Source organism: Prevotella phocaeensis (assembly GCF_900065875.1).
In the GTDB taxonomy this organism is placed as follows: Bacteria; Bacteroidota; Bacteroidia; order Bacteroidales; family Bacteroidaceae; genus Prevotella; species Prevotella phocaeensis.
Genome location: NZ_LT160626.1, coordinates 418,226 through 436,820 on the forward strand (window position 1 = coordinate 418,226; position 18,595 = coordinate 436,820).

An 18,595-nucleotide genomic window follows, 5' to 3' on the forward strand; every position below is an offset into this window, starting at 1 on the left:
CTAATGAACAGGCTGAAAATGTGGATAATTAACTTTCCTTAATATTGTATCGCGGGTATATCGGCTTTTATTGAAAAGAAATAATAAACGTTTGGATGATAGAGGGCCTTTTTGTGTGGAACAGGTAATACTTATAAAGTTTTTAGGTGTATGATTTATAGGTGTTATGTGGGCGTTTTGGCGGGAGTATAAATTTAGGAACGAGGTGGATCGGTGGTAGGATAGGGAGGTATATTACGATAAGTAATCAATGTTATTTATCGTTTGCAACATAGCGTAATAATAGTTTCAGTGCCGAAAGATATAAAGAAAAACCGGTCTTTATCATGCGATAAAGACCGGTTTAATTTATTTATAAAAGGAGTGTAAGATTATTCTCCTTTTTCCATTTCTGCTTTCAACTTAGCCAAGGCATCGATATCACCGAGTGATGTACCTGCAGTTACGTTATTTATCTGCGGGGCATCGGCCTGTTTCTTTACAGAGTGTTTACGAGCAGGTTTCGCATCTTCTTTCACATCTTCGAATGTACGACTATGAGAAAGGATGATACGCTTGGTATCTTTTACGAACTCTATTACCTTAAATGGTAATTCTTCGCCGAGTTGTGCCTGTGTACCGTCTTCCTTAACGAGGTGCTTGGGGGTTGCAAAACCTTCGCCACCTTCGTTCAATGTGATAACGGCACCCTTGTCCATCATTTCGGTTATCTTGCCTATATGCTCCGAACCCGGAGTATAAAGAGTTTCGTAAGTATCCCAAGGGTTATCTTCTAACTGCTTGTGACCAAGACTCAAGCGGCGATTTTCCTTGTCGATTTCAAGAACGACAACTTCGATTTCTGCACCTTGTGTGGTAAATTCTGAAGGATGTTTAACCTTCTTAGTCCAAGAAAGATCGCTGATGTGGATAAGTCCATCTACGCCTTCTTCAAGTTCAACAAAGATACCAAAGTTTGTAAAGTTACGTACTTTCGCCGTATGTTTGGAACCGACAGGGTATTTCTCCTCGATGGTTTCCCATGGATCTTCTTTGAGTTGTTTAATTCCGAGACTCATCTTACGTTCCTCACGATCGAGGGTAAGGATAACTGCCTCCACTTCATCGCCCACGTGCATGAACTCTTGTGCAGAACGAAGATGCTGACTCCATGACATTTCTGATACGTGAATCAGGCCTTCTACGCCCGGAGCTATTTCAACGAATGCACCGTAATCGGCCATTACAACTACTTTACCTTTCACATGGTCGCCCACTTTGAGGTTAGGATCAAGTGCATCCCAAGGATGTGGAGTGAGCTGCTTCAGACCGAGAGCAATACGTTTTTTCTCTTCATCAAAGTCGAGTATAACAACATTAATCTTCTGATCAAGTGCCACAACCTCATGCGGATCGCTTACACGTCCCCAAGAAAGGTCTGTAATATGGATCAGTCCGTCTACACCGCCAAGGTCTACAAATACGCCGTAAGAGGTAATATTCTTGACTGTACCTTCGAGAACCTGACCTTTTTCGAGCTTGGAAATGATCTCTTTCTTCTGTGCTTCTAACTCTGCTTCTATAAGAGCCTTGTGAGAAACAACTACATTACGGAACTCTTGATTGATTTTTACAACCTTGAACTCCATGGTCTTGCCAACGAATACGTCGTAGTCGCGTATAGGATGAACGTCGATTTGGCTGCCCGGGAGGAATGCCTCGATGCCGAATACATCAACAATCATGCCACCTTTAGTACGGCACTTGATGTATCCTTGGATAACTTCTTCGTTGTCAAGGGCTGCGTTAACGCGCTCCCAGCTCTTGCTCAAACGGGCTTTCTTGTGAGAAAGTACGAGCTGTCCTTTCTTGTCTTCTTGGTTTTCAACGTAAACTTCCACTACGTCGCCAACCTTTAAATCCGGATTGTAACGGAATTCTGAGGCAGGAATAACACCGTCGCTCTTGTAACCGATGTTTACAATAACCTCTTTCTTGTCTATAGAGATTACAGTTCCGTCAACAACTTGGTGCTCGTTTACCTTATTAAGGGTTTCGTCATAAGCCTTTTGGAGGTCTTCTTTGCTGACGTTTGTGTTTGATCCATTCTCAAATTCTTCCCAATTGAAGTCCTGTAATGGCTCAACGTTCTTTAGATTTGACATAAAAAATAATTAAGTTTTTAAATTTTAATAAAGTTAGACTTTATGTGAATAATATAAATCGGGTGCAAAATTACTATTTTTATATGTTTGACAAATAGCATATATATTTATTTTGCTTCTCATTTATATATTTTTAACGCTGTCAACTTCCGTAGTTCACGATGTATTTCGGATGGGCTTATATACGAATTATGTCGTTTTCGTTTATATTATAATAATGTATTAAAAAGAAGTTGGGCGGCAAATTCTGCATATATACAGACTTACCGCCCAATCTATTTATGTTTGCAATGTCTCATTATTCTTCAATTGCTGCCTGCGCCGCAGCGAGTCTTGCAATAGGTACTCGGAAAGGTGAGCAGCTCACATAATTCAAACCTACACGATGACAGAACTTCACAGATGAAGGTTCCCCGCCATGTTCGCCGCAGATGCCGCATGTTAATCCGGGACGTGTAGAACGGCCTTTCTTAACGGCCATTTCGATAAGTTGACCGACTCCTTTCTGATCAAGCACTTGGAAAGGATCGACACTCAGTATCTTCTTTTCAAGATAAACTGGGAGGAAACTTGCGATATCGTCGCGACTGTAACCGAAAGTCATTTGGGTTAGATCGTTAGTTCCGAAACTGAAATACTCTGCCTTTTTGGCTATATAATCTGCAGTAAGGGCTGCACGTGGTATTTCGATCATTGTTCCTACCCGATAGGGTATTTTTACACCTTCTTCTTCGAATAGGCGATCGGCTGTTGAACGGATAACTTTCTCTTGTTCGTCGAACTCGTTGACAATACCGATCAAAGGAACCATAATCTCCGGATGCGGATCGAACCCTTCTTTCTTTAGTTGTATAGCCGCACTTAAGATAGCGCGTGTCTGCATTGCGGTAATCTCCGGATAGGTGTTGCCAAGGCGGCATCCGCGATGTCCAAGCATGGGATTGTGCTCACTGAGTGAGTTTACACGGTTCTGAATTTCCTGTACACTGACACCCATCTCTTGGGCCATGTCCTCTTGTCCTTTAAGATCATGAGGAACGAACTCATGCAAAGGGGGATCAAGCAGACGGACATTGACAGGGTGCCCGTCCATGGCTTTCAGTATACCATAGAAGTCTTGTTTCTGATAAGGTAATAACTTTTCGAGTGCCACCTCACGTCCTTCAGTAGTATCTGCAAGGATCATTTCACGCATAGCTTTAATCTTTTCGTTTTCGAAGAACATGTGCTCCGTACGACAAAGACCGATACCTACGGCGCCGAAGTTACGTGCAACTTTTGCATCGTGTGGAGTATCGGCGTTGGTGCGTACTACTAATTTGGTATATTTATCGCATAGCTTCATTAGATCGGCAAAATCTCCTGTTACTTCGGCGGCTTTAGTCTGCACTTCTCCCAAATAAACTTCGCCGGTGGAACCGTTTAAAGAAATATAATCGCCTTCGTGTAGCGTGATGCCATCGATCTCAACAGTGCGTTTTTTGTAATCTATGTTAATTGCACCGGCACCAGAAACGCAACATTTGCCCATACCGCGTGCTACAACAGCCGCATGAGAAGTCATACCGCCACGTGCTGTAAGAATTCCTTCTGCAGCAGACATTCCTGCCAAGTCCTCCGGACTGGTTTCGATGCGTACCATTACCACTTGTCGACCATCATCATGCCATTTTTCCGCGTCGTCTGCAAAAAAGACAATTTGTCCGCATGCTGCGCCCGGAGAGGCCGGAAGACCGCGTGTAAGCACCTTTGCACGACTTAAAGCCAACTTGTCGAATACGGGATGAAGCAACTCGTCAAGTTTATTCGGTTCGCATCTCAAGAGAGCTGTTTTCTCATCAATCTCGCCTTCGCGGAGCAAATCCATGGCAATCTTTACCATAGCTGTGCCTGTACGTTTACCGTTACGTGTCTGGAGGAACCATAACTTACCCTCCTGAACGGTAAATTCCATGTCCTGCATATCATGATAATGCTTTTCGAGTTTATCCTGAATAGCGTCTAATTGTGCATATATTTCGGGCATAGCTTCTTCCATCGAAGGATAATTGGTGGCACGTACTTCTTCCTCGATACCTTGCTGTGCCGCCCAACGCAACGATCCCTCTTTGGTTATCTGCTGGGGGGTACGGATACCTGCCACTACATCTTCGCCCTGTGCATTTACAAGGTATTCTCCGTTGAAGCGGTTTTCGCCTGTTGCAGCATCACGAGAGAAGCACACACCTGTTGCAGATGTATCTCCCATATTACCGAACACCATAGCCATAACGCTGACTGCAGTTCCCCATTCCGTGGGGATACCTTCCATTTTACGATATAGGATGGCACGCTCGTTCATCCAACTATCGAATACGGCACATATTGCTCCCCATAGTTGTTCCATGGGATCTACGGGGAAGTCTTTACCTGTTTGTTGCTTAATAGCATTCTTGAACAATACAACAAGTTGTTTTAGTTCCTCTACGCTCATCTCATTGTCGAGCTTGATACCACGTTGTTCCTTTACTTTAATAATAATAGCTTCGAACGGATCGATATCTTCTTTGTTAAGAGGTTTCATTCCAAGAACAACGTCACCGTACATCTGTACGAAACGGCGGTAGCTGTCGTAAGCGAAACGTTCATTGCCTGTTTTACGTGCAAGGCCTTCTACCACTTCATCATTGAGCCCGAGATTGAGGATTGTGTCCATCATACCCGGCATAGATGCACGTGCTCCGGAACGTACAGATACGAGTAACGGATTTTCTACATCGCCGAACTTTGAATTCATCAGAGTTTCTATATGCTTTACTGCATTCTCTACTTCATCTTTCAGTAAGGCAACAACCTCTTCTTTTCCTTTTTCAAAGTATTCGTTACATACATTCGTTGTAATCGTAAACCCCGGGGGAACGGGAACGCCGATGAGGTTCATTTCAGCAAGATTAGCCCCTTTTCCTCCGAGCAGATTTCTCATATCCGCCTTACCTTCGGCTTTACCGTTGCCAAAGGTATAAACTCTTTTTTCACTCATTGTAAATTTGGTATCAATTGTTTGTTTCATCTATATCTTTTGCAAAATTAGTGGATTTTCATTAACCTACAAAACATTTGGGGTAAAAATTGCAAAGTAGACATTGCATTTTTACCCGTTTGCGTTAACACAAGTAATCTGTTTATGTAAAATGAGCAGAAAATGTGATATTTTAATTTTTATTTTATTGGAGACAGACTGTATTTGTATGTCCGGTAGGAGTACTGTTTGGTGTTGTTAGATGTAAGGAATGATAGAGGTTTTTATGTATTCTATGAAAAATACGACATTGTATGCCTATTTGTTTTTTGCGGCTTTTTTCTTTCTGCTCTTTCCGAACAGATCGCGCAAACCGTTGAAATCTTTTTTGAGAATAATACCGATGCCTTGGGTGTTCATGCTGTTTCGAGTAAAATACCGGTCGTTGGTCTGATTATAAACCTTTATGGCAACGTTGCCGCTTGGGAAGAGTAAGTATCTTACATCAAAGTCGCCAATGAAGCCGGTAGTGGCATTTGCGTTGTCACGGTAGCCGAATTGTCCGTTTATGAGCAGGCGGTTATTGAGCAACCGGCCGTTCAGCATGCCTTCGTATTCGGCGTTGTTCCAGCCTTCTGTGCCGGTTGAGATGTTTGCACCGAAGTTCCAATTCGTATTGTTGATAACGCTGCTTAGCACGTTGTTGATTTGTTGGCTTACTGTACCGCTCAGAATACTTTGCATGGCGAGACTTGTTTGACTTTGTTGCGAGTTGTTTTCGGCAAACGAATTATTCTGTCCTTGGGAGTAGAACCGTCCGATGGCCAGCAGATAGAGAACTTGTTGATTCATTTCTTCTTCGCTGTTGATCAGATTGTATACCATTTGTTTTACATCATTGTTCACGGTCGGCATGTCAAGAGAGAAGTCTATCTTGGGCTGCTCCGGCGTGCCGCTGATATTCATCAGGCAATTTACGCGGATTGTATTGTTCGTAAAACTCCGTCCGATCTTCAAGTCGGATAGGCTCACTCCGTTGACCGTATATTCCGCTTTGAGGTTCAGTGCGGCGTCATACGGATTTCCGCCAAAGGCAATTGTTCCGCCTTTTTCGAATTGGAAATCTTTCTTGATCACATTTTGGATGGTAAGTTTGTAGATACCATGGTCTACCACGTAGTTTCCGAAGATGTTGAAAGCCCCTTTATTATAATAAGTGGCTTGTAAAATACCATCGCCGTTGAGGGCTATATAATCTCCGGTCTGACTGTCCATCAGCAGTTTGAATGTGGTGTTTTGATTGCAGTCGATATGAAAATTTATGTGGAGATCGCTCGGTATGTCGGGTGTATCGTCTGTGTTTTTATCAGTCAGCGCGTTTTGTTGTGGGTTCATTGTGATGTCGGTTACGCTGTCGGTTTTGGCAAACCAATGAATAAACCCTTGTTTATTGATAGTATTTGGCGAAGCTACGTTATATACGAGTTGTGAACCTTTTTGTGGCGTTGCATTTACATCGATGATGAGTTCTCCGCTTTTGGCTTTGATATGGCAATTGCCTGTAACGAATGCTGTTCCATAAAAAGTATCGTCGCCGAAATAATGAGTATCGTAAGCAAGTAAATTTTGGCCGGCAATATTGAGATCGCAGCTTATATCGGTGAGATGCCGGTGATATACATGTCCGTTCAGTATGCCGATATTGCCATCTCGGTCGTACACGGTGTCGTTACGGAAAATAATGTCATCTGGCTCGAAGCGTATCGTAGTGCCCCGCATAGTGTACTGTGTGTTCAGACTTTTAATGCCAAGAGAGCCGGTAGCGGCAACTTCTCCGGTAAGGTTAATGTTGCTCAAGTCGCCCGAAACCCGTATTTTGCCGTCGCCTGTGGCATCTACATCGCGCATAAAACTTTTACAGAAATCCTGTACGAATTCGAGACGTGTATGGTGAGCATCGATACCTAAGTCTATGTGGTTCTTGGCCGGCGACACATAACCTTTGATGATTGTCGTTTTGTCGGGAGCATCGACGGCTTGTGCATTTATATTGATTTGGTTTTCTTTGAGCGTCCAATCGGCGTTGGCGTATAGCGTTCCCATTCGTCCGTTCTCAAACTTGAAGTCGTTTACCATCAGATGGGCCTTGGCGCTCGGTTCGCTGAAAGGAGCATAAAGATATGCCTCACCGGTTGCGAGGCCACTGAATTCTACGGAGTGGAAGTTAACGAAGTTGAGTATATAGTTCACGTCGACGTCTTTCAGATCGACGGTAACCGAGTCTGATACAGATTTAGAGGCCGTTCCGTCAACGATAATGTGCTGATTGTTGTGGCTTACGGCGAAGTGATCTATCGTGAGACGGTGCTTGCTGTAGATGATGTCTGAGGGTTGCACGCGCCACGTGGTGTCGCCCACAAGTATTTCCGACGGATGCACAACGATGTGTGCGGCGGCGTTGTGCGAGTTTTTGAAGAATTTTGTTTCGGTGTTGAGTTGTCCCATCAAATGTTTGCTGCGATTGCGGTTGTTGAACGATAGGAAAGTTATGAGATTGTCGTTGATGGCGGCGCTTTGTATGTTCCAGTCTGAGGCATGCACTTTGTCGTGGAATTGCCTGATTTGCGCGGTAGCTTTCAGCGTGTCGTTGGGTGTTGTGATGTGGAAAAATCCTTTTGTGTATCTTTTGGAGTTGTAAGTGAAGTCTGGGGCGTTGAAAATGATGTCGGTGTGTTGTCTTTTGCTATCCATGTCTCCTTCCAAAGCGAGCGGTTGATTAAGGGCGACAGGGATGCCCAATAATTTTTCTGCCCATTCCGAATTATAGATTTCTACAGAGAGTTTAAACTTTACATCGGGTGCTTTTGCATATTTTATCGGCGAGAGGTGTTGTATTCCGGGGAGTTTGCTTATGATTGTGTTTTCAAGGTTCTGGACCAGTGTCGAGAGGTTGAATTTGCCTTGCAGATATGCTTTTCCGAAGTCGCTGTCGATTGATATGAAATGTTCTTTTTCTTTCATGCCCGACGCGATGGCCAAGGAATTCAGGTGATAGGTGGTTTCGGGGGAAGTCATATTGAAGTTTGAGATTTTCAGACTGCCGAGCATGTTATTGATATTGTTGCCTCTGAGGTTGGCATCTACGTCGAAGTCGAATGTTTTGTTCTTGTAGTTATTCGATAGTTTCAGCGCATTGAGGTCGAGATGCCGCACGCTGAGGCTGAACGACGATTGGGAAGTTTTGGATATGTTGCCTTTGAGTTCTATTTTTCCGTTGGGATCGTCCATGGAGAAGCGGCCGTTGAAACTGGTGGGATGCAGTTTGTTTTGCAGCGTCGAGTTGGCGTCGATGTTTATGTTGCGATAATCGTAGCCGTTGTAAGTGAATTGCGAAACGACTCCTTGAGCGCTTATCTTGGTTTCTTTCTGATTGGGGCGTGGGAGCGTTCCGCTTACGTCGATGTGGGTTGCCAACGTGCCGAATTTGTCGTCGTTCAGAATTTTTTGCAGGTTTATGCCTTGCGTTTCCAGCCGCCCCGAGAAATGGTTTTCGTGTTTGCCGAATGCGATGTTCGCATTGCCGGCATTTGTGTGGATGATGCCTTTTGTGGCGATGTCTTTCCCGTATCCGCCGGCGTTTCCGATGAAAACGATGTTTCCGAGGCGCGTCAGCGGTTCGATTCGCTTATTTGCGTCGGCGAGTTTGTTTATGGTGTATGCCGAGACGCTCAGCATCCGGATATTGACGAACCACTTGGGGCTGGCATCCCAGTTGCTCACGGAGCCGTCGGCCGTGAGTTTTGCGCTGCCGTCTGCGGCCCGCAGGTTCAGGGAGCGGATGCGCAGCGATGTGCTTGTGCCCGAGAAGGAAGCGGCGATGTAGATCGGGGTGTTGAGCGTTTCGGCATCGGGCAACAGGCAGGCTACGTCGGGAAAGAATATTTTCGAGGGTTCCAGCGTGCCGCTGAATTGCAGTGTGGGCATCTGCAGTTTTTGATTTTTCATGGAGTATGTGGCTGTGGTTTCGCCCAAGGTCAGTTGTGAGTGGGGCAGCGCGGCGTGGAAGTCTCTAAGAACGGCTTTTTTGTTATTTCCCGCGAGTTTGAACGACAGGGATCTGAGGTCGAGCCCGCTGGCGTCTTTGAGCGAGAGTTTCTTGACGTTGAGATTAATCGTGTCGGTCTTCAGCGTGTTGAGTATGATGTGCGCGCTGATATCTTTCGCGTTGATGTGGTTCAGCGAGAAGTGTGCGCGGCGGCGGGCGATGTCGAGCCTGTTGTAGGCCAGAAAACCGTGTCGGATGATCAGCGATCCGATTTGCAGGTCGATCGGTGCCGAGGCGTTTGTATCTTTCGATCGCAGCGAGTCCAGAGCGAACTGGAAATTCGGTTTTGCCGAGGCCGTTTGCTTGTAAAAATCGGCTCGCATGCCGAAGAGCTGCGCCGAGGATATGGATATTCTGCCTCGGCTGAGGAGCAGATAGTCGAGCTTCACGGATACGCGCGCCGCCTTCAGCATCTGCCTGTTTTGCTGGTCGAGGATGCAGACATCGTCGATGATGATTCTGTTCAGAAACCCCAGATCTACGCGCCCGAGGGCCACTTTCGTGCCGAGTTTCCGAGACAATGCTTCGCTCGCTTGGCGGCCCACGAAAGTTTGCACGGCGGGGATGTGGAGCAGGATGGTCAGCAGGGCGTAGAGGCCGACGGCGGCCCACAGCATTGCATTGAGTATGTTTTTGAGTTTTTTCAGCTTGATGAAGACGTTGATGATTATCCGTGGCAAAAGTACAAAAAATATCAGTAAGGCCCGTAGGAAATTAGGTTTATTAACGTATTTGCGGGCGCTGGGGCCGTTTCCGCCGTCTTGTTTTAGCGCTCGCTTAGACTGAAAAACATTTTTTTGCACAATCGAGGGGCTTGCTCGGGGCTGAAAACGATTTTGCGCGCGGTCGAGGGGCTCGCTCGGGCCCAAAAACGATTTTGCGCGCAGTCGAGGGGCTTGCTCGGGCCCAAAAACGATTTTGCGAGAAAGAAAGTGGCGCCCCGGCGCGCGTTATTCAAAGTTTATTGATTATCTTTGTAAATCTAAACTTAAAATCAAAAAATATGCCAACAAACAACAATGCACTCCCGAAAACGGTTAAATTCACAGGCGGCAACGGCGCAAGCTTCAGTAATGCGCTGCACGTGCAGTTTCATCGCAAACAGTTCGAACTGGTGAAGGCGTCGAACTTGTCAAAATTAAATCTTTCGCCCGACCTTATGGGCGAATGGAGCAAAAACATCGCGCTCGAAGTGGAAATCAACAAGGAGACGACGGTCTCGGTGTTTACCGAGCGGATGAAAAAGAAAGACGAGGAGCGCGACGCGCTGCTGTCGAACATCTTCGGCGTGGTTCGCGCGCAGAAGCTTTCGCCCCTGCAGGCAGTGCGCGAGGCCGCCGAGGTGCTCGATGCCACCCTGAAACCTTATGTGGGCATTCAGAATGATGCCTACGAGGTGGAAAGCGCCCACATCGCCGGCTTGGAAGTAGACGTGGCCAAGCATGCCGACGAACTGAACGCGCTCGGACTCGCTGCCGTGGTGGCCCAACTGCACACGGTGAACGAAGAATACGAAAAACTGCGCACGGGGCGGCGCGCCGATGAACTCTCTTCGAAGCTGACCAATGCGAAAGAAGTGCGCCCGCAGACCGATGCTGCTTTCGAAACCGTCTGCCAGTACATTCAGGGCAGCTATCTCTTTGCCAAAACAGACGACGACAGGGCGATGATCAAGAAACTCGTCGACGGCATGAACCAGATTTCTGCCGATTTCAAGGTCAGCCATAACGAAAGCCGCGCGCAGAAGAAGAAAAATCCGCGCACCCCACCCGGAAAAGATGGGAAAGGCGGCGGCGACAAGAAAGACACCGACAAGACGCGCGCCGAGTACGAAAAAAACATCGCGCCGCTGGTGCCGCAGTTCGAGCAGCTGCTCAAACTGCCCGCGGGCAGCCTCTCCTTTACGGGCAAAACGAAAAAAATCATCGGCAACCAGCTGTATGAGTTCGCCGTGAAAGATTCGGGTAAAGCCCTGTGGGGGCGCGTCGAGGGCGACCATTTAATCGAAGTGATGGTCGGCTAAACGCCCGCCCCTGTGGAGTTTTCCGTCAGGATTTTAACGAGGGATTGCTTTCTGCACGAAAACAGTTCCTCGTTGCGTTGAAAACTGGCGCCCGATCGGCGGCAAATCGGTAGGCGGCAATCCTGATTCCTAATTTTTGCTGCTCGTGACAACAAAAGGGCAACTTTTCTTTTTTTATCCTCTAAATTTTATTAAATTTGCATCAAGTTTCGTAAAAAGCGTTATAAAGGCTGTTTCGACAAGAGATTTTTCATTTTATGTGTTTTAAATATGGCGAATGTTTTTAAGTTGCGCAAGGGCTTAGACATTAATCTGAAAGGTAAGGCCGCCGAAGAAAAAGTAAGTCTGGGGGCGAGCGAAGAATATGCGCTCGTGCCCGATGACTTTACGGGAATGGTTCCGAAAGTGGTGGTGCGGGAAGGAGATGTCGTGAGAGCCGGAGATGCGCTGTTCGTGGATAAAAGATATCCGGAAATAGGGTTTGCTTCTCCCGTGAGCGGCAGTGTGAGCGCCATCGTCAGGGGCGACAGGCGTAAGGTCTTGCACGTTAAGGTGAAGGCAGATACGCAGCAACGGTATGCGGATTTCGGGAAGAAGAAAGAGGTCGGCTCGATGAGCGGCGAAGATGTGAAGAACGCTTTGCTGGAAGCCGGCTTGTTCGGCTATATCGACCAGCTGCCGTATGCCGTTTCTACCAATCCGCAGACGGCTCCCAAGGCTATCTTTGTTTCAGCGCTGCGCGATAAACCGCTCGCCGGCGATTTCGAGTTCGAGCTGAAGGGCAATGAACACGATTTCCAAACGGGGCTGACCGCTCTCTCAAAGATTGCCAAAACGTATTTGGGGATTGGGGCTCGGCAGCGCGCAGAGGCGCTCACTTCTGCAAGAAATGTCGAAATTAATATCTTCGACGGGCCATGCCCGGCGGGCAATGTGGGTGTGCAGATAAACCATCTCTCGCCGGTTAATAAAGGCGAAGTCGTGTGGACGGTTGAACCCACGGCCGTGATATTTTTCGGCAGACTGCTCAATGAAGGCCGAGTGGATCTTAGAAGAACTGTTGCCGTCGGTGGAAGCAAAATCGTTGAGCCGATTTATATAGAAACACTCGTCGGAACCCCTTTGTCGGCCATTCTTAAAGACAGACTGCACGCCGAAAAGCATGTGAGAATCATCAATGGCAATCCTTTGACGGGTAAGCGTGATACGCTGAACGGATTTCTGGGGGCGCATACGTCTGAAATTACTGCCTTGCCGGAGGGCGATGATGCAGATGAATTCTTGGGCTGGATACTTCCCCGCACCAATCAGTTCTCTATGTCTCGCAGTTATTTCTCTTGGCTGCAAAAGAAAACCAAGAAATACGATCTGGACGCCCGTATAAAAGGCGGCGAGAGGCATATGATCATGAGCGGAGAATACGATTCGGTGTTGCCGATGGATATCTACGGCGAATTCCTCATAAAAGCGATTATTGCCCAAGATATTGATAAAATGGAACAGCTCGGCATCTACGAAGTGGCTCCGGAAGATTTCGCATTGGCAGAATTCGTAGATTCTTCGAAACTTGAACTGCAGCGCATTGTGAGAGAAGGATTGAATATGTTACGAAAAGAAAACGCATAGAGAAATGAGCGCATTAAGGAAATATCTTGACAGAATTAAGCCTTCTTTCGGAAAGGAAGGCAAGCTGCATGCTTTTCGCAGCGTGTATGAAGGTTTTGAGTCTTTTCTGTATGTTCCGAACTCGACGGCGAAAAGCGGAACGAATATTCATGATTCCATCGACTCGAAGCGTATCATGAGTATTGTAGTAATTGCCCTGTTGCCGGCAATGCTGTTCGGTATGTACAACGTCGGATTTCAGAATTATAAAGCGGCAGGCACATTGGCCGCGGCAAGTTTCTTCGATGTCTTCGCTTACGGCTTTTTGGCTGTTCTTCCTAAAATTGTGCTGAGTTATATTGTCGGCTTGGGCATCGAATTCGCTTGGGCGCAATGGAAAGGAGAAGAAATTCAAGAGGGATACCTCGTTTCCGGAATACTAATTCCTCTGATTGTTCCGGTAACTTGCCCGTTATGGATGCTTGCTTTGGCAATTGCTTTCGCCGTTATTTTCTGTAAAGAAATATTTGGCGGTACGGGAATGAATATATTTAATGTCGCTATTGCGGCACGGGCTTTCCTGTTCTTTTCTTATCCTGCCAAGATGACGGGCGATGCCATCTGGGTTGAAACGGATCGTGTTTTCGGCTTGGGAAACGCTCTTCCCGACGCATTTACCATGGCAACCCCTTTGGGAGAGATCGGGCAGGGCGTGAATGTGCCTTATTCTATCAGCGATATGATCGTGGGCTTTATTCCCGGTTCTATCGGCGAGACAAGCGTTGTGGCGATAGCAATCGGGGCAGCAATATTGCTTTGGACGGGTATCGCAAGTTGGAAAACGATGAGCAGTGTCTTTGTGGGAGGCATCGTAACCGCCTTGTTATTCTCTTTATTGGGCATGACACCCATTCCGTGGTATGAGCATATTATTCTCGGTGGCTTTTGCTTCGGTGCCGTGTTTATGGCAACAGATCCGGTAACCTCTGCCCGTACCGAGACCGGAAAATATATTTATGGTTTTATTATTGGCTTAATGGCGATTGTCATTCGCGTAATGAATCCCGGTTTCCCCGAAGGTATGATGCTTGCCATCATATTTGCAAACATGTTTGCACCGCTTATCGATTATTGTGTTGTTCAAAGTAATATCAATGAAAGAATGAAACGTTTAACCCCTAAAAAGTAAACGAAATGGCCGAAGGAAAGAAAAAAGGATTGAATACCAATTCAAATTCTTATACAATCATATATTCTGCATTTGTTGTCATCGTTGTTGCTTTTTTGCTTGCTTTTGTTTTTCAGGCATTGAAACCCGCTCAAGATGCCAACGTGGCGTTGGATAAGAAAAAACAAATATTATATTCTCTCAATATCCGTAATTTAAGTGATGAAGCTGCTGCTGCAAAATATAAAGAAGTGGTTGTTGCAGATGAAGTGATTGATGCGCAGGACAAAGTGCTTAGCGCGGGTTCGCAGGGAGGAGAGAACGCCGGCTTTAAACTGAACAGTGCCGATTTTAAGGCCGGTAAACTTGCTCTTTACATCTGTAAAGTGGATGGTAAAACGAAATATGTCATACCTGTCTATGGTATGGGGTTATGGGGAGCTATCAGCGGATATATAGCTATCGACGATGATAAGTCGACCGTGTTCGGCGCTTATTTCAATCATGAAAGCGAAACAGCCGGATTGGGCGCAGAGATTAAAGACAATCAGAAGTGGCAGGAGAAATTCCAAGGAAAGAAGTTGTTTCTCAACGATAAGTCTTCATCGATAGCTCTTTCCGTGAATAAGAAAGTTTCCGATCCCAAGACACAGGTCGATGCCATTACCGGTGCAACCCTTACTTCGAACGGAGTAACGGAAATGCTACACGATTGTATCGGGCAGTATACTAAATTCTTAAAAGATAAATAATCATGGCTTTATTATCAAAACAAAATAGAGAGGCGTTTACCAATCCTCTTAATTTGGATAATCCTATCATGGTGCAGGTTCTTGGAATTTGTTCCGCTTTGGCGGTGACAGCCCATTTGAAGCCTGCTATTGTAATGGGGCTGGCTGTAACTATCATTACTGCATTCTCGAATGTCATCATATCATCGATGCGTAAAACCATTCCGGTCAGAATTCGTATTATTGTTCAATTAGTCGTTGTTGCGGCGTTGGTAACAATTGTAAGTCAGGTATTGAAAGCTGTTGCTTATGATGTCAGCGTGCAATTGTCCGTTTACGTAGGCCTGATAATAACCAACTGTATTCTGATGGGACGCCTTGAAGCCTTTGCCATGATGAACAAACCGTGGCCGAGTTTCTTGGATGGCATCGGCAACGGTCTCGGTTATGCGATGATTTTGGTTATCGTAGGGGCGCTTCGCGAATTCTTCGGGTTCGGTTCTTTGCTCGGTTTCCAAATTATTCCGAAGAGTTTCTACGACATGGGTTACATGAACAACGGTATGATGACCATGCCGGCAATGGCACTGATATTATTGGGATGCGTGATATGGATCCACAGAGCATATTTTTATAAGGAGAAATGATGATGGAACATATTATAAGTTTATTCTTCAGGTCGATCTTTATCGACAATATGATATTTGCATTCTTCTTGGGAATGTGTTCTTTTCTGGCAGTCTCGAAAAACGTAAAAACGTCTCTCGGATTAGGATTGGCAGTAACCTTTGTGCTTGTGGTAACCTTGCCGGTAGACTATTTGTTGCAGACTAAAGTATTGGGGCCCGACTGCCTTGTCGAGGGTGTAGACCTTTCCTATTTGAGCTTTATCCTCTTCATAGCCGTCATAGCAGGCATTACGCAGTTAGTAGAAATGGTTGTAGAGAAATACAGTCCTTCGCTCTATTCTGCGCTGGGTATCTTCTTGCCTTTAATAGCCGTGAATTGTGCCATCATGGGAGCGTCGCTGTTTATGCAGCAACGTATCAATCTCGATCCGGGTAATACGCAGTATATCGGCAACGTATGGGATGCCATAGCCTATGCTTTCGGTAGCGGACTTGGCTGGACATTGGCAATCGTATCGATGGGAGCCATCAGAGAGAAGTTACAATACAGCGATGTACCCAAACCACTTCAGGGATTAGGTATCACTTTTATTATTGTAGGATTGATGGCAATGGCCATGATGTGTTTTTCAGGTATTAAAATTTAAGGGATTTTTCCGTATGGGACAATTTATTATAGCGAGTATAGGAGTTTTTCTCATTACAATTCTTCTTTTGGTAATCCTTCTGCTTGTCGCAAAAAGATACCTTTCTCCGAGCGGCAATGTCGATATTATAATTAATGGCGATAAGAAACTTACCGTCGGTCAGGGCAGTTCTTTAATGTCTACCTTGACGGAAAACGGCATCTTTCTCTCATCGGCTTGTGGCGGTAAGGCCTCGTGCGGACAGTGTAAAGTGCAGGTGCTGCAGGGCGGAGGAGAGATATTAGATTCGGAACGTCCGCACTTCTCACGCAAACAGATTAAGGATCATTGGCGGCTTGGGTGCCAGTGCAAGGTTAAAGGCAATCTTGAAATTAAGCTTCCTGAGAGTGTTCTTGGAGTGAAAGAGTGGGAGTGTACCGTTATTTCGAATAAAAATGTGTCGAGCTTTATCAAAGAGTTTATCGTTGCTCTTCCCCCGGGAGAGCACATGGATTTCATTCCCGGAAGCTATGCGCAGATAAAGATTCCCGCATACGATTGTATTGATTATGACAAGGATTTCGACAAGAATGACATCGGCGAAGAGTATCTCCCTACTTGGCAGAAATTCAATATATTTTCGTTGAAGGCGCATAATCCGGAAGAAACTGTCAGGGCCTATTCCATGGCCAACTATCCTGCAGAAGGCGATCGCATTACGCTTACCGTACGTATTGCTACTACTCCGTTCAAACCGCGTCCGCAGGTAGGCTTCCAAGATGTTCCTACCGGCATTGCTTCCAGCTATATCTTCTCTCGTAAACCGGGTGATAAAGTTGTGATGAGTGGGCCGTATGGCGACTTTCATCCCATCTTCGACTCAAAGAAAGAGATGATATGGGTAGGCGGTGGAGCCGGCATGGCGCCGCTACGTTCACAAATTATGCACATGCTTAAGACGCTTCATACCCGCGACCGTAAAATGCATTATTTTTACGGAGCACGTAGTTTGAGCGAGGCATTTTTCCTCGATGACTTTCATGCCCTTGAGAAAGAATATCCCAATTTCCATTTCCATCTGGCGCTCGACCGTCCCGATCCTAAGGCTGATGAGGCCGGAGTGCCCTACACGGCAGGCTTTGTGCATCAGGTAATGTATAACACTTACTTGAAAGATCACGATGCACCGGAGGATATAGAATACTACATGTGTGGGCCGGGGCCCATGAGCAAAGCCGTGCAAGATATGCTCTACAGCATCGGCGTGGACTCGGAATCAATTATGTTCGACAATTTCGGATAGAATAAATATACATGTCATAAAATAAGAGACCGACATAAGTCCGCCTCTTATTTTATATTTGTTTGGAACGAAATTTATATTTGTTTGGAACGAAACGGCTGTTATAATTGTTTATCCATGCCATCTGTTGTGGATGTTTCTATGTTATATCACCGATAGATGTGCTCTGTAACGGGAATAGGAGTGCGCTTTGTGGGGCGCATTTATTTGATATTTTTGTCTTTGCTGCAGAATTTTGCAGCGCTATTCTTTCAGCAAATTATCGAGAAAAGAGTCAAGATCACTGTCTAAATCTTCCATCAGTTCTTGTCCGACGATAATTGTATCATCGTCGGCAAGATACAATTCGGCCACATGTTCCTTATCATCGTTTTCAAGAACGAAGCTATAAGGCTTCATAATGCCCAAGTTATCTATTACGTCGTGCATGTTTTTCAGAACCGAGCGTAGTGTAGAGGTCACGTTTTCATAGAAGAGTTCCTCTTTGTTGTCTATCCATTGCTCTACGACACAGCGGGTAATTTCGTTGTCATCATCGTCGTAAACCAGCAATTCTCCACTATCTTGCGATACAAGCAAGTGAATGTCTGTCAGCGTCGATGTATCTTCATCGCAAGGAAACTTTTGGGCTATTTTCTTTATAGTCCTCTCTAATTGTTGGATAGTTTGCTCTGTAGCTTTCATTGTCGTTCCTTTTATTTATGCTGCAAACTTACGAAAAATCGTTGTAACATACAATTAATTTTTGGAAAATGGTATGAATAACCAATTGTTTACGAGGGTATATGGGGGATGGTAAGCAATGCCGAGACTCATTTGTTGTAGTTTCAGCATGTCTTATCGCCTTTTCTTGGATTTTTTCTATAAGGCTGTAAATGCAGCGAAGAAACCGAACAGTACGCCCGGGGCATTGGCAAGAGCAAGTGGCAAGTCGCGTTTTTCCTTGAATAATCCGTAGCATACCCACAATGTACAGTTGATGCCGGCCATCAAAGGCTGTATGAACGGTCCCTTATGTCCTTGGAGATTTAGTGATATTTGGGGGAAATAAAATATATACATCATAACGGATGTTGCCATACCCAGCCATCCTAATTTTTCAAAAAACTTACTTCTGTCCATAAAATCGATATTGTTTTTGGTTTTGGTTACAGCTTGCAAAGATAACGGAAAAATGCAAAAACATATTCATCTCTCGTGTTTTTTGTGAGAAAATCCGTCGTAAGAGCATGTTTTTTACAAACATTATCATTAAATTTGCAC

General features: G+C 45.6%; 12 protein-coding genes. 7 read left to right on the plus strand and 5 right to left on the minus strand.

Annotated features, from left to right (window positions below):
• Window positions 1–371 precede the first annotated feature (371 nt).
• The 3 genes from rpsA to BN3912_RS09865 form a co-directional block, all read right to left on the minus strand.
• Window positions 372–2,144 (minus strand): 30S ribosomal protein S1, encoded by a 1,773-nt coding sequence (rpsA, locus tag BN3912_RS09855; RefSeq protein WP_023983413.1) that lies wholly within the window; start codon window positions 2,142–2,144, stop codon window positions 372–374.
• Window positions 2,145–2,442: 298 nt separating this feature from the next.
• Window positions 2,443–5,163 (minus strand): pyruvate, phosphate dikinase, encoded by a 2,721-nt coding sequence (gene ppdK / locus BN3912_RS09860; protein WP_036859167.1) that lies wholly within the window; start codon window positions 5,161–5,163, stop codon window positions 2,443–2,445.
• Window positions 5,164–5,460: 297 nt separating this feature from the next.
• Window positions 5,461–9,864 carry a translocation/assembly module TamB domain-containing protein gene (locus BN3912_RS09865; RefSeq protein WP_064972330.1) on the minus strand — a complete coding sequence of 1,468 codons (4,404 nt, stop codon included), beginning with the start codon at window positions 9,862–9,864 and terminating at the stop codon, window positions 5,461–5,463.
• A 386-nt stretch (window positions 9,865–10,250) separates the two neighbouring features.
• Here BN3912_RS09865 and BN3912_RS09870 point away from each other — a divergent pair, with 386 nt between their 5' ends.
• From BN3912_RS09870 to nqrF, 7 genes are all read left to right on the plus strand, one after another.
• A complete protein-coding gene (locus BN3912_RS09870; protein ID WP_064972309.1) occupies window positions 10,251–11,270 on the plus strand; it encodes a DUF6261 family protein in 1,020 nt (339 codons plus the stop codon).
• Between the two features lie 270 nt (window positions 11,271–11,540).
• Complete coding sequence (locus BN3912_RS09875; RefSeq protein ID WP_064972310.1) at window positions 11,541–12,896, plus strand: Na(+)-translocating NADH-quinone reductase subunit A; 1,356 nt, start codon at window positions 11,541–11,543, stop codon at window positions 12,894–12,896.
• A 4-nt stretch (window positions 12,897–12,900) separates the two neighbouring features.
• Window positions 12,901–14,064: an NADH:ubiquinone reductase (Na(+)-transporting) subunit B gene (locus BN3912_RS09880; protein ID WP_064972311.1), complete on the plus strand. Its 1,164-nt coding sequence runs from the start codon at window positions 12,901–12,903 to the stop codon at window positions 14,062–14,064.
• A gap of 5 nt (window positions 14,065–14,069) precedes the next feature.
• Window positions 14,070–14,795 (plus strand): NADH:ubiquinone reductase (Na(+)-transporting) subunit C, encoded by a 726-nt coding sequence (nqrC, locus tag BN3912_RS09885; protein WP_064972312.1) that lies wholly within the window; start codon window positions 14,070–14,072, stop codon window positions 14,793–14,795.
• 2 nt (window positions 14,796–14,797) lie between these two features.
• A complete protein-coding gene (locus BN3912_RS09890) occupies window positions 14,798–15,421 on the plus strand; it encodes an NADH:ubiquinone reductase (Na(+)-transporting) subunit D (RefSeq protein ID WP_023983408.1) in 624 nt (207 codons plus the stop codon).
• 2 nt (window positions 15,422–15,423) lie between these two features.
• Entirely contained in the window at window positions 15,424–16,050 is a 627-nt protein-coding gene (gene nqrE, locus BN3912_RS09895; RefSeq protein ID WP_016665187.1) for an NADH:ubiquinone reductase (Na(+)-transporting) subunit E, read from the plus strand.
• Between the two features lie 13 nt (window positions 16,051–16,063).
• On the plus strand, window positions 16,064–17,332 hold the full coding sequence (gene nqrF / locus BN3912_RS09900; RefSeq protein ID WP_023983407.1) for an NADH:ubiquinone reductase (Na(+)-transporting) subunit F: 1,269 nt from the start codon (window positions 16,064–16,066) through the stop codon (window positions 17,330–17,332).
• Between the two features lie 243 nt (window positions 17,333–17,575).
• On the opposite strand, the gene BN3912_RS09905 is transcribed toward nqrF, so the two are convergent.
• Together BN3912_RS09905 and BN3912_RS09910 are read right to left on the minus strand one after the other, a co-directional pair.
• The gene (locus tag BN3912_RS09905; protein ID WP_016665186.1) at window positions 17,576–18,016 is read right to left on the minus strand and encodes a hypothetical protein; all 441 of its coding nucleotides are present in this window, start codon (window positions 18,014–18,016) and stop codon (window positions 17,576–17,578) included.
• A 177-nt stretch (window positions 18,017–18,193) separates the two neighbouring features.
• The gene (locus BN3912_RS09910; RefSeq protein WP_016665184.1) at window positions 18,194–18,454 is read right to left on the minus strand and encodes a SemiSWEET family transporter; all 261 of its coding nucleotides are present in this window, start codon (window positions 18,452–18,454) and stop codon (window positions 18,194–18,196) included.
• Window positions 18,455–18,595: the final 141 nt, after the last annotated feature.